10 protein-coding genes are annotated in these 11,731 nt (G+C 71.6%); 8 read left to right on the forward strand and 2 right to left on the reverse strand.

Features of this window, described 5'->3' with window-relative positions:
* Positions 1-27 precede the first annotated feature (27 nt).
* The 7 genes from ACFYY8_RS30400 (at position 28) to ACFYY8_RS30430 (ending at position 8,463) form a co-directional block, all read left to right on the forward strand.
* Entirely contained in the window at positions 28-1,185 is a 1,158-nt protein-coding gene (locus tag ACFYY8_RS30400; RefSeq protein ID WP_390046798.1) for an epoxide hydrolase family protein, read from the forward strand.
* Positions 1,186-1,192: 7 nt separating this feature from the next.
* Complete coding sequence (locus ACFYY8_RS30405) at positions 1,193-2,593, forward strand: condensation domain-containing protein (protein ID WP_390046800.1); 1,401 nt, start codon at positions 1,193-1,195, stop codon at positions 2,591-2,593.
* An 86-nt stretch (positions 2,594-2,679) separates the two neighbouring features.
* Positions 2,680-3,918: an acyl-CoA dehydrogenase family protein gene (locus ACFYY8_RS30410; protein WP_390046802.1), complete on the forward strand. Its 1,239-nt coding sequence runs from the start codon at positions 2,680-2,682 to the stop codon at positions 3,916-3,918.
* Positions 3,915-5,276: an FAD-binding oxidoreductase gene (locus tag ACFYY8_RS30415; protein ID WP_390046804.1), complete on the forward strand. Its 1,362-nt coding sequence runs from the start codon at positions 3,915-3,917 to the stop codon at positions 5,274-5,276. The genes ACFYY8_RS30410 and ACFYY8_RS30415 overlap by 4 nt, the downstream gene beginning before the upstream one ends.
* A 40-nt stretch (positions 5,277-5,316) precedes the next feature.
* Positions 5,317-6,798 carry a multicopper oxidase family protein gene (locus tag ACFYY8_RS30420; protein WP_390046806.1) on the forward strand — a complete coding sequence of 494 codons (1,482 nt, stop codon included), beginning with the start codon at positions 5,317-5,319 and terminating at the stop codon, positions 6,796-6,798.
* Between the two features lie 200 nt (positions 6,799-6,998).
* A complete protein-coding gene (locus ACFYY8_RS30425; RefSeq protein ID WP_390046808.1) occupies positions 6,999-7,760 on the forward strand; it encodes a maleylpyruvate isomerase family mycothiol-dependent enzyme in 762 nt (253 codons plus the stop codon).
* A gap of 166 nt (positions 7,761-7,926) precedes the next feature.
* Entirely contained in the window at positions 7,927-8,463 is a 537-nt protein-coding gene (locus tag ACFYY8_RS30430; protein WP_390046810.1) for an NUDIX hydrolase family protein, read from the forward strand.
* A 247-nt stretch (positions 8,464-8,710) separates the two neighbouring features.
* Here the strand turns inward: ACFYY8_RS30430 and ACFYY8_RS30435 are convergent, their stop codons facing one another.
* Positions 8,711-9,553 (reverse strand): M55 family metallopeptidase, encoded by an 843-nt coding sequence (locus ACFYY8_RS30435; protein ID WP_390046812.1) that lies wholly within the window; start codon positions 9,551-9,553, stop codon positions 8,711-8,713.
* 140 nt (positions 9,554-9,693) lie between these two features.
* On the opposite strand from ACFYY8_RS30435, the gene ACFYY8_RS30440 reads away from it, so the two are divergent.
* The gene (locus ACFYY8_RS30440; RefSeq protein ID WP_390046814.1) at positions 9,694-11,280 is read left to right on the forward strand and encodes an FAD-dependent oxidoreductase; all 1,587 of its coding nucleotides are present in this window, start codon (positions 9,694-9,696) and stop codon (positions 11,278-11,280) included.
* Between the two features lie 145 nt (positions 11,281-11,425).
* Here ACFYY8_RS30440 and ACFYY8_RS30445 read toward each other — a convergent pair whose 3' ends face one another.
* Entirely contained in the window at positions 11,426-11,686 is a 261-nt protein-coding gene (locus ACFYY8_RS30445; RefSeq protein WP_352014471.1) for a hypothetical protein, read from the reverse strand.
* Positions 11,687-11,731 lie beyond the last annotated feature (45 nt).

An 11,731-nucleotide genomic window follows, 5' to 3' on the forward strand; every position in this document is an offset into this window, starting at 1 on the left:
ACTCCGCACCGACCGAGAGGCACTTCGATGCGTCCCTTCCGAGTCGAGTTCCCCCAGGCGGACATCGACGACCTGAACCGGAGACTGGCCGGGACCCGCTGGCCCGGCGAACCGCCGAGCGCCGGGTGGGAGCGCGGCGTCCCCCCGGACTACCTCAGGGAGCTGGCCGAGTACTGGCGCACCGGCTTCGACTGGCGGGCGGCGCAGGAGCGCCTGAACCGCTTCCCCCAGTTCGTCACCGAGATCGACGGCGTCGACGTGCACTTCCTGCACGCCCGCTCCCCGGAGAGCACGGCCGTACCGCTGGTCATCACGCACGGCTGGCCCGGCTCCTACGCCGAGTTCCTCGACGTGGTCGGGCCGCTGACCGACCCGGTGAGCCACGGCGGCGACCCGGCCGACGCCTTCCACGTCGTGGTCCCCTCCATCCCGGGGTACGGCTTCTCCGGCCACCCGGGCGAGCCGGGGTGGTCGACCCGCAGGGTCGCGCGGGCGTGGGTGGAGCTGATGCGGCGCCTGGGTTACGACCGCTACCTCACGCAGGGCGGCGACTGGGGCATGCCGATCTCGCTGGAGGTCGGGCTGGCCGACCCGGACCACGTGCTGGGCGTCCACGTCAACATGTTCGCCGCGTTCCCGCCGCAGGACCCGGCCGAGTGGGGCGAGCTGAGCGAGTCCGACCTGGCGCGCCTCGATTTCGCGGCGCGTTTCGAGCAGGACGGGGCGGGCTGGCGGTTCATCCAGTCCACCAGGCCGCAGACGCTGGCGTACGCGCTGACCGACTCCCCCGCCGGGCAGCTCGCCTGGATCGTGGAGAAGTACAAGGAGTGGACCGACTCGGCGAAGTCGCCTGAGGACGCCGTCGAACGCGACCACCTGCTGACCGTCGCCTCGATCTACTGGCTGACCGCCTCCGCCGGGTCGAGCGCCCAGCTCTACTACGAGTCCAACCACCTGACCGCCGACTTCCTGCGGACCTGGGGCGGCCCCTGGCCGTTGCGGGCCCCCGTCGGGGTCGCGGTCTTCCCCTCCGACGTGGTGCTTCCGGTCCGCTCGTTCGCCGAACGGGTGCTGCCGACGCTGTCGCACTGGTCGGAGTTCGACCGGGGCGGGCACTTCGCGGCCATGGAGCAGCCGGGACTGTTCGTCGAGGACGTGCGGGCCTTCGCCCGCCCGCTGCGGTGAGGACGCCATGACCACTTCGGACACCGTCACCGGGGCCACCGGAGCAGCTGGGGCGACCGCCACGACAAGCGCGCCGCTCTCCCTCAACCAGGAGTTCGTCTGCGTCTTCGACCAGGGGGACGACGGCGGCCCGTTCGGCCCGCGCTACCACCTCGTCCACGGCTGGCGGGTACGCGGCGGCGTGGACGAGGAGACCCTGCGGGGCGCCCTCGCCGACGTCGTCGTCAGGCACGAGGCGCTGCGCACCCTGATCGTCAGGCGGGACGGCTCCCGCCATCAGGAGATCCTGCCGCCCTGCCCGGTCGAACTGGAGGTCAGGGACCTGTCGGGAACCGCCCCCGAACGGCGGGACGCGGTGGTCGACGACCTGCTCGACGAGGTCGAGGCGTCCACCATCGAGTCGGGGACGCTGCCGCACCTGCGGGCCGTACTGGGCCGGTTCGACGACCAGGACGCGATCCTGGTGATCATCACACACCACACGGCGACCGACGGGTGGTCCATGCGGCTGATCATCAGGGACGTCGCCCGGTACTACGCGGCGCGGCGCGAGGGCGTCCCCGCCGCACTGCCGGAGACGCGCCCCTACCGGGAGTACGCGCAGTGGCAGCTGGCCTCCGCGCAGGAGGGGGGCGCGGAGGCCGACCACGCCTACTGGCGGGAGAACCTGCGCGGCGCGGAGATCTTCACGGTGCGCACCGACCGGCCCCGGTCGGCCGAGGCCGGGCAGGAGACGTCGGTGCATCGTTTCCTGATCGGCGCCGAGACGATCTCCCGGGCGACGGCCCTGGCCAAGACGGTGCGCGGCACGCTCTTCATGGTGCTGCTCTCCGCCTTCTACCTGCTCGAACACCGGGAGACCGGCCGTACGGACATCACCGTGCCGACCTTCACCCCCGGCCGGGGCCGGGAGCGGGACGGGTTCGGGGACATGGTCGGCTCCTGCTTCAACTTCCTGCCGCTGCGGACCGACCTGGCGGCCTGCCGTACCTTCCGCCAGGTCGTCGAACGGACCAGGACGACCTGCCTTGAGGGGTACTCACACGACATCCCGACCCTGCGGATCTTCGGGCAGGCGCCCGAACTGATGCGGCCCGCCATGGAGGCCGACCGGGCGCCCTGGGTCTTCCAGGTCTTCCCGTTCCCGTTCGTGCTCGACGGCGAGGTGATCGGCGACCTGGAGTACACGGAGGTACGGCTGCGCCTGCTCGACCAGTCCGTCGGCTCCGACGTGCCCGACGGCGCGCTGTGGACCCTGAACCTCCACCCGACCGGCGAGATCGTGGGCAGCGTCCAGTACAAGAACGCCCTGTACGACCACGACACGATCGCGGGCCTGGTCGCCGAGTACGGCCGCCTGCTCACCGAGGCCGTCGCCGCCCCCGGCGCCCCGCTCCCCCGGGACTGAACCGGAAGGAACCCACCGCCCCGGAACCCCCTGCGGAACCCACTGCCCCAGGACCGAGACCTCAGAACGGAAGGAGCCGATCAGCGATGACGGCCGTCACGAACGCCCCGGGACAGGGCTTCCCGGCTCCGCCCGAGCCCGGCCTCACCCCGAACGAGGTGCTGGCCAGGGCCGAGGCGATCGCGCCCACGCTGGTCGGTCTCCAGGCGGAGACCGAGCAGCGCACCCACTACTCCCGGCGGACGCACGAGGAGTTCGCCAGGGCCGGTTTCCACCGCATCCTGGTGCCCCGCCGCTACGGCGGCTACGAGTTCGGGATCGACACCTTCATGCGGGTGGTGACGACGCTCGCCCGTGGCTGCCCCTCGACGGCCTGGATGTACTGCCTGGGCGCCACCCACGCCATCGCCGCCGCCACGCTCTTCGGCGAGGAGGCGCAGGCCGAGATCTTCCGGGACGGCGACTTCGTCTGCCCGGCGACGATCGTGCCCAGCGGCTCCGCCGTACCGGCGGCCGACGGGGGGTGGGTGCTCAACGGCACCTGGAACTACTGCTCGGGCGCGCCGTACGCGACGCACTTCATCGGCCACGCCCTGGCCCAGACCGGCGACGGGCCGCCCGCGCCCATGCTGTTCATCGCCCCCCGTGACCAGTGGCGCCTCGTCGACGACTGGGGACGGCAGCTCGGCCTCAAGGGCAGCGGGTCGCACAGCGTCACCATGGAGAACGGCCGCATCCCGGCCTCCTTCGCGCTGCCCGGCACGCACCTGAGCGAGGCGACCGTCGCCGGCGGGACCCCGGGCCGTGAGCTGCACGGCAACCCTCAGTACGGCGGCGGTCCGCTCAGCTACATGGTCCTGGAGATCGCGTCGCTGGCCGTCGGCATCGCCCAGGGCGCCCTCGACGTCTACGGCGAGCTGATGCGGTCGAGGAACACGCTGCTGCCGCCCATCGTCGGCCGCGCCGAGGACCCCGACTACCAGTTCTGGTACGCCGAGGCCGCCGGCATGATCGCCGCGGCCGAGGCCGGGGTGCAGGGCGCGATCAGGCAGTGGCAGGAGCTGTGCGCGCTCGGCCCCGAGGCGTTCACCAGGGAACAGGACCTGCGGATCACCACGATCTGCCGCCACACGATCCGGCTGTGCTGGACGGCGGTGGAGAGTTACCTGTTCCCGACGGCCGGGTCCAGCTCCGTCCGCCAGGGCGAACGCCTCGAACGGGTGTGGCGGGACATGTCCATGCTGCACAGCCACGCCGGATTCGCGGTCTTCCTGCCGACCGTGGCGAACCGCGAGTTCACCCGCGTCCACTTCACCGCGCCATGACCGCTCCTGAGGCCCGCCTCGCTCGCCGGGGCGAGGCGGGCTACGCGGAGGCGACGCGGGTCTTCAACCTGGCCGCGCCCGCGGAACCCGCCGTCGCGGCGACGGTGCGCGACGTCGGGGGGATCAGGGCCGCGCTCGCCCACGCCGTTTCGGAGAACCTGCGGGTCCGTGTGCACTCGACCGGCCACGGCTCGGCCACCGCCCGCCCGATGGGCGACGCGCTGCTGCTCAGGACCGAACTGTCCGGCGGCGTCGAGATCGACTCGGCGGCCCGCGTCGCCCGGGTGTCCGCGGGGACGCGCTGGGGCCAGGTCGTCGAGGCCGCCGAACCGTACGGCCTGGCCGCCCCGCACGGCTCCTCCCCACTCGTCGGCGTCGTCGGCTACCTGCTGCGCGGCGGGGTGAGCCTCTACGGGCGGCACACCGGGCTGGCCGCCAACTCCGTCAGGGCGGTCGAACTGGTCACCGCGGACGGCGAACCGCGCAGGGCCGACGCCTCCTCCGATCCCGAGCTGCTGTGGGCGCTGCGCGGCGGCGGGGGCGGGTTCGGCGTCGTCACCGCCGTCGAGTTCGACCTGTTCCCCGTGGAACGGGTGGTCACCGGCGCCGCGTACTGGCCCGCCGTACACGCCGGACGGCTGCTGCCGCTGTGGCTGGACTGGACCCGCAAGGCACCGCGCGAGGCGACCACGACGCTGCGGCTGATGAACCTGCCGCCGCTGCCCGAGGTCCCGGAGCCGTTGCGCGGGCGGAGCGTGCTCTGCGTCGACGGCGTCGTCCTCGGCGGCCCCGGGGACGAGGCGGTCGCCGAGGACCTCCTCGGCCCGCTGCGCGCGCTCGCCCCGCCGATCCTCGACACCTGGGGTACGGCACCGCCCCGCCAGGTGACGCTGACCCACATGGACCCGACCGAGCCGTTCCCCATCTTCGGCGACCACATGCTGCTGGACGACCTGCCTGAGGAGGCGGCCGGGGAGTTCCTGCGGGTCTCCGGGCCGGGGTCGCCGCTGACCAACGCCGAACTGCGCCAGCTCGGCGGGGCGCTGGCCGTACCGGAACGGGAGGGCGGGGCGCTCGACCGCCTCGACGCGAGCTTCGCCTACATGGGCGGGGGCGTGCCGTTCGGCGGCCTCACCCCGGAGGCCCTCGTCGGCCACTGCGCGCGGACGCGGGCCGTACTGCGGCCGTGGGACACCGGCCTGACCGCGCCCTCGTTCGTGGAGAGCGTCTCCCAGCCCCAGCGCCATCTGAGTCCCGAGCGGGTCGCGGCCGTCGACCGCGTCAGGGCCAGGGTCGATCCCGCCGGGCTGTTCCGCGACGACATCGCCCCCGGTGCGACGGCCCACCGCAATCCGTGAGACGCCCAGGTGGAACCGGTATGACCCGATTGGGGAGAAGATGCTGAACAGACGACGCCTGCTGACGGCCGGAGGCCTCACGCTCGGCGGCATGGTCGGCGGGACGCTGCTGCTGCCCAGGCAGGAGGCCTCCCCCGCCATGGCCGACGCGGGCCTCGGCTCCCACCGGCGGACGCACATGACCCACGGCGCGACGCCCGCCGGAGGCTCGGGCCCGGCCCCGTTCCGGGTGCGGATGCCCGTGCCCCGCGTGCTCGCCCCGGTCGCCTCCTACCGCGACGTGGACGTCTACCACCAGGACATCCGCGCCTCCCGGGTGGAGATGCTGCCCGGCGTGCGCACCGAGGTCCTCGGGTACGGCGGCGCCTTCGTCGGCCCGACCCTGCGCGTCAGGCAGGGGCGGCGGGTCGTCGTGCGCTACCGCAACAGTCTCGACCGGGCCGTCAACACCCACCTGCACGGTGGGCACGTCGCGGCCGACAGCGACGGTTATCCGATGGACCTCATCGAGCCCGGCCGGTCACGGTTCTACGAGTACCCGAACGCCCAGCCGGGGGCGACGCTCTGGTACCACGACCACACCCACCACATGGAGGCCGAACACGTCTACCGGGGCATGCACGGCTTCTACCTGGTCGAGGGCCGGGACGAGAGGCGCCTGCGGCTGCCCGCCGGGGACCACGACGTGCCGATCATGCTCACCGACGCCCACTTCGCCTCCGACGGCTCCCTGATCTACGCGCCGGAGGACACCCCGAACCGCACGACGCTGCTGGCCAACGGACGGCCGCGGCCGTACTTCCCGGTGGCTGCGCGCAAATACCGGTTCCGGCTGCTCAACGTGTCCAACTTCCGGACCTTCCACCTGAGCCTCGACCGTGACATGACGATGACGCAGATCGGCTCGGACGGCGGCCTGCTGCCCGCCCCGGTGCGGCGGGAGGTCGTGGTGCTCTCCCCCGGCGAACGGGCCGAGGTGGTCGTCGACTTCGGCCCCCGCAGGGTCGGCGACCAGGTCGTGCTGAACGACGTCAGCGGCCCGGTCCTGCGCTTCGACGTGGTCACCAGGGCGGCCGACGACAGTCGGGTACCCGACGTGCTGCGCCCGCTGCCGCCGCTGCCCGCCCTCGGCAGCGGGCGGACAGACCGGGAGATCACCCTCAAGGTGGACATGATCCGCGGCGCCGCCTACATCAACGGCCAGGTCTTCGACCCCGACCGGGTGGACGCCCGCGTCAGACGGGGAAGCACGGAGATCTGGCGCGTCACCAACCTCGACACCGACGTGTCCCTCGACCACAACCTCCACCTGCACCTGGTGCAGTTCAGGATCCTGGACCGCGACGGCGCCCCTCCGCTGCCCGGCGAGTCGGGGCTGAAGGACACCGTGCTGGTGCCCGCGGGCGCCTCGGTCAGAATCCAGGTCACCTTCGGCGAATTCCTCGGCCGTTACCTCTACCACTGCCACATGCTCGAACACTCGGTCGGCGGAATGATGGCGCAGATGGAGATCGTCCCCTGACCCCGTTTCCCGCCGAAAGCCATGCCGTGAGCCCCGCTGAAAACCATGCCGAAAGCCCGCCGGAAACCCCACCGAAAGCCATGCCGAAGGCCCGTCGGCGGCCACCGGGAGCCTGCCGGATGCCCGCTCCCGGAACCGATGAGGGCTCTGGGTCACCGCGACGACCTTCCCCGACTCCCAGAACTGATGAGGAATCCGCCATGAGCGACCTGAGGGACGTGACCGACGACCTGCGCTCCGAGGCCGAGGAGCTCGACCGGACGGTCGTCGATCTCGACGCCGACGGGTGGGCGACGCCGACCGCCGTACCCGGCTGGACGGTCGGACACCAGATCGCCCACCTCGCCGCCCTCTACCGGCTGATCGGCCTGGCGGCCTCGGACCCGGTGGCGTTCACCGCGCTGACCACGCAGCCCAGGTTCGACCTGGAGGCGAGGCTGCGCGCGTCGCTCTCCGGCTACCTGCTCGAACCGCCGGGGGCGCTGTTCCCCCGCTGGCACACCGAACGCGAGAACACCGCCGCCGTCCTGGCCGCCCTCCCGCCGGACCGTACGGTGCCGTGGCTGGGCGGCCCGCTGGAGGCCTCGGCGCTCGCCGGCGCCGCGATGACCGAGCTGTTCCGCCACGACCAGGACATCGCGGACGCGCTCGGGCTGAGCAGGAAACGGACGGACCGGGTCAGGCACGCGATCGAGTTCGGGCTGCTGCCCGACAGCGCCCGCTACCGCCCCACCGGCTGGACCCCACCCGGTCCCGGCCTGCACGTCTTCCTCACCGCCCCCTCGGGAGCCCTGTGGGACCACGGCCCCACCGAGTCCCCGCAGAAGATCGTCGGCGCCGCCGAGGACTTCTGCCTGCTGGTGACCGGACACGGAGCACAGGCGGTCGACCTCCTCGCCAGCGGCCCCGAGGCAAGGCGATGGCTGGCCGACGCCCAGGGGCGATCCGCCGAGACACCGTGACTCACGAAAGCCCCCTGCGGCACTCCGTGCCCCCTTGGACACATCCCGTATGACCCGTGTGCCTTTACCAACCCCTGACATGTCCCACATGACCTGGGCATATCCGGTTCGCCACGCCCCAGGGTGCCTGCGTGTCCATGTGCCAACCGCGAAGTACGATCGATCAATGACCGAAATGACCGATACCGCGCCCGGATGGCTCTCTCCCAACGAGCTTGAGGCCGCCCGCGCCCGGATGCCGATCCTCTACGTCGACGCCGTCCCCGTCCGGGTGGACGACACGGGGGTGGTCACGCACGTCGGCCTGTTGCTGCGCATCGGAGCCGACGGCACGGTCAGCCGTGCCCTCGTCTCCGGTCGCGTGCTCCTGCACGAACGGGTCCGCGACGCGCTCATGCGCCACCTGGAGAAGGACCTCGGCCCGGTGGCGCTGCCGCGCGTGCCCGCCTCACCGCAGCCCTTCACGATCGCCGAGTACTTCCCGACGCCGGGGGTCACGCCCTACCACGACCCCCGGCAGCACGCGGTCTCCCTCGCCTACGTCGTCCCGGTCGCCGGAGACTGCCGCCCCAGGCAGGACGCCCTGGACCTGGTCTGGTTCACCCCCGAGGAGGCGGCCTCCCCCCTGGTCCAGCAGGAGATGCAGGGCGGCCACGGCACCCTCCTCAAGCAGGCCCTGGCCCACGTAGGCTGCCTGTCCTAAGTCTCAGACGCCCGGCGCCAGAGCTTTCCCGGTGCCGTGTGTGAGGGGTGTCCGGCTTGTGCTTTACCGATGCCATGCGTGAGGAGTGTCGGCTTGGGCGCGTCGGTGTCTGGACTGAGGAGTGAGGGAGCGCAGCGGACGAACGACGAGGGAAGACACCGACCTGAGGCGCCCAAGCCCGCGCCGCCGTCAGGCGGCGCAAAGAGGCACGGCACCCAAGCCCGCGACGCCGCAGGCGGCGCAAAAGTCACCGATCAAACAAGATCGAGCGGGCTTTGGCCGTGGCCGCGGCGAGTTGGTAGCAGACGTTGACGACCCCCAGCACCTCCCGGGGGCTGGACAGGCCGCCCCCGACCGTACGGTCGCCGGTGCGGGTCATCCCGGGGATCATCGCGCCCTGTTCCGCCGCCGCCGCGCTCGGCATGTCGATCTCCAGGTGTAGTTCGTCGGGCACCTGGATGGTCGGCAGTTCCCCGGCCTTCTCGACTGTCTCGGCCGCGGCCGCCCTGATGCGCTCGCGCGCCACGGTCGGCGAGAGGCTGTCGGCGGCGAAGTAGCCGTGCGCGGTCTTCACCTCGACGGTCCGCGCGCCGGGCAGCCGGTCCCTGATGGTGGCGCAGATGACGTCGTCACCGGTGACGAGCCCGACCGGCACGCCGACCGCGGCGGCCCGCAGCGCGTTGACCTCGGCCTCGGAGACGACGAGGCCGTTGAGGCGGACCTCGGTGAAGTGCGAGGAGTAGGTGTGCGCGAGCACGCCCGGCTCACCGGCCGCCGCGTGGTAGCCGAGGAAGAGCGCCACGTCGTGTTCCTCGCTGATCCCCTCGGCCATGCAGTCGAGCTTGGGGGAGCCGAAGATGAGCCTGGCCCTGGGGTCGAGGTCCTCGTGGATGAGGTTGTCCATGGTGCCGTGACTGTCGTTGACCAGGACACTCTCCGCGCCCGCGTCGAAGGCGCCCGCGATGGCGGCGTTGGCCTCGGCGGTCATCAGGCGCTGTGCGGCGGGGTAGCCGTGTCCGCCTCTGACCACCTGGTCCATGGTCGCGATCCCGGCGACGCCCTCCATGTCGATGGACACATAGACCCTCATGTTCAGGACTCCTCACGCTCCACGGACGACACCGTCCAGCCTCACCGCGAACGGTCCCGAGGGATACGTTCCGCCCGCCAAGCCGTACGGCTCTCATTTGGAGATGACTCCGTTGCTCCTTCGCGTGATGGATGTTCCGGATGGTCTTGACGTTCTCCCCAGTAGGTGAGATTACTGACAGCGATATTACTGTCGCTTTACGTGAACATAGGGGGTGTGAAGCTCTGAACACCAACAAACCGCCGGTTCTGGGTACGGCGACGCCCGAAGAGCTGATCGAGGCGGGAGCCCCGAGACCGAGTCACGAGCTGCGAGTCCCCGCCGCCCTGGTAGCGACCGCCGAGCACGGCCTGACCTCCGGCGGCACCCCGCGCAAGCGGGTGCTGGTCATCGGCGGCGGGATGGCCGGCCTCGTCGCCGCCTACGAGCTGATGCGCCAGGGACACGAGCCCGTCGTCCTGGAGGCCCAGCAGCGGGTCGGCGGACGGGTCCTCACCCTGCGGGACTTCGCCCCCGGCCTGTACGCCGAGGCCGGAGCGATGCGCATCCCGCGCGTGCACGACCTCACCCTGGCCTACTGCGAGCGCTTCGGGCTCACCCTGCGGCCCTTCGTGATGGGAAATCCAAACACTCTCGCCTACATCCAGGGCGTCAGGACCACCGTCAGGGAGCTGAACGAGAACCCCGGCGTCATCGACTTCGAGCTCGCCGAACACGAGCGTGGCCGCACCTACGAGGACCTGTGGCGCACCGCAACCCAGGAGATCCACGACCTGTACGCCCAGGAGGGCGAGGCCGCGCTCGACCGCATCTGCGCCGAGTACGACCGTTACTCCATCCGCGGGTTCCTGCGCGAGCGCGGCTTCTCCGAGGGCGCCATCGAGCTGTACGGCGTCATGAGCTTCAGGGAGTCCAACCTGAACGCGGCGATCATCGAGCAGTTCCGCGAGATCATCGGCCGGGCGTTCGAGGACATGCAGGAGATCGAGGGCGGCACGGACCTGCTGCCGACCGCCTTCTACCGGGAGCTGAGGAACCACATCCGGTTCGGCCACGAGGTCACCGCCATCGAGCAGGACGACCACTCGGTCACCCTGCACGTCAGGACGGCCTCCGGCAGGACGACGCTGACCGGCGACTACGCCATCTGCACGATCCCGTTCTCGGTGCTGCGTGACGTGGAGACCAGGCCCGCCTTCTCCCGCCGCAAGCAGCGCGCCATCCGCGAGCTGAACTACAACGCCTCCACCAAGATCCTCTTCCAGGTGCGGCGGCCGTTCTGGGAGCGGACGGACGGCATCGTCGGCGGCACCACGGTCACCGACCTGCCGATCCGCCGCATCTGCTACCCCTCGCACAACGCCCGCGACGAGGAGCGTTCGGTCCTGCTGGCCAGCTACACCTGGGGGCAGGACGCCCTGAGGTGGGGCGCGATGTCGCCGCAGAAGCGGGTCGAGCAGGCGCTTGAGGACGTCGCCAAGATCCACCCCGAGATCCACGACCACATCGAGTTCGGCGTGACGCACGCCTGGTACGACGACCCCTACGCGGCGGGGGCCTTCGCCCTGTTCGAGCCGCACCAGCAGACGAGTCTGCACGACGCGATCATCGCCCCAGAGGGTCGCGTGCACTTCGCCGGTGAGCACTGCTCGCTGTGGCACGCCTGGATCGAAGGAGCCCTGGAGTCCGGGCTCAAGGCGGCCCAGGCCATCCACGAGGCGTCCTGACCCCGGCGCCCGGCGTCTCTCCCCCGGCGCCGGGCGCCGTACCCGGGTGCTTCCCACCGCCAGGAACCGTCACCGCCGTACCGAACGCCTCGCCCCTCGCCCGGCCTTCACCGCCGTACCGAGCCCCCACCGCCGCCTCGGGCGGTCAGCCGCCGAGTCGTTCGGCGTAGCGGCTCAGTCTGGCCTCGGCCTCCGTCAGGTCGGCCGCGGCCACCGCGCACGCGTCGAGGTGGGCCCGTACCGACTCGCGCAGCCACGGCGGCGCCGCACCGCCCTCCTCAAGCTCCGCCTCGATCCTGCGCAGACGCTCGGCACAGTCGGCGAGCCTTCGGACGTCGGAGCGCAGCAGCTCGACCCGCGCGGCGATCCGCTGCGGCGCGTCCGGCTTGTCGGGGGAAGAAGGCATTCGTTCCTCCGGTTCTCCGGTCCCGGGGCAGTCGGGCCGCCTCCG

It is taken from the genome of Streptosporangium sp. NPDC001559 (assembly GCF_042893955.1).
Classification (GTDB): Bacteria; Actinomycetota; Actinomycetes; order Streptosporangiales; family Streptosporangiaceae; genus Streptosporangium.

Coding starts and splice junctions, on each gene's coding strand:
- ACFYY8_RS30400 (WP_390046798.1), top strand. CDS start 28: ATGCGTCCCTTCCGAGTCGAGTTCCCCCAGGCGGACATCGACGACCTG.
- ACFYY8_RS30405 (WP_390046800.1), top strand. CDS start 1,193: ATGACCACTTCGGACACCGTCACCGGGGCCACCGGAGCAGCTGGGGCG.
- ACFYY8_RS30410 (WP_390046802.1), top strand. CDS start 2,680: ATGACGGCCGTCACGAACGCCCCGGGACAGGGCTTCCCGGCTCCGCCC.
- ACFYY8_RS30415 (WP_390046804.1), top strand. CDS start 3,915: ATGACCGCTCCTGAGGCCCGCCTCGCTCGCCGGGGCGAGGCGGGCTAC.
- ACFYY8_RS30420 (WP_390046806.1), top strand. CDS start 5,317: ATGCTGAACAGACGACGCCTGCTGACGGCCGGAGGCCTCACGCTCGGC.
- ACFYY8_RS30425 (WP_390046808.1), top strand. CDS start 6,999: ATGAGCGACCTGAGGGACGTGACCGACGACCTGCGCTCCGAGGCCGAG.
- ACFYY8_RS30430 (WP_390046810.1), top strand. CDS start 7,927: ATGACCGAAATGACCGATACCGCGCCCGGATGGCTCTCTCCCAACGAG.
- ACFYY8_RS30435 (WP_390046812.1), bottom strand. CDS start 9,553: ATGAGGGTCTATGTGTCCATCGACATGGAGGGCGTCGCCGGGATCGCG.
- ACFYY8_RS30440 (WP_390046814.1), top strand. CDS start 9,694: ATGGTCTTGACGTTCTCCCCAGTAGGTGAGATTACTGACAGCGATATT.
- ACFYY8_RS30445 (WP_352014471.1), bottom strand. CDS start 11,686: ATGCCTTCTTCCCCCGACAAGCCGGACGCGCCGCAGCGGATCGCCGCG.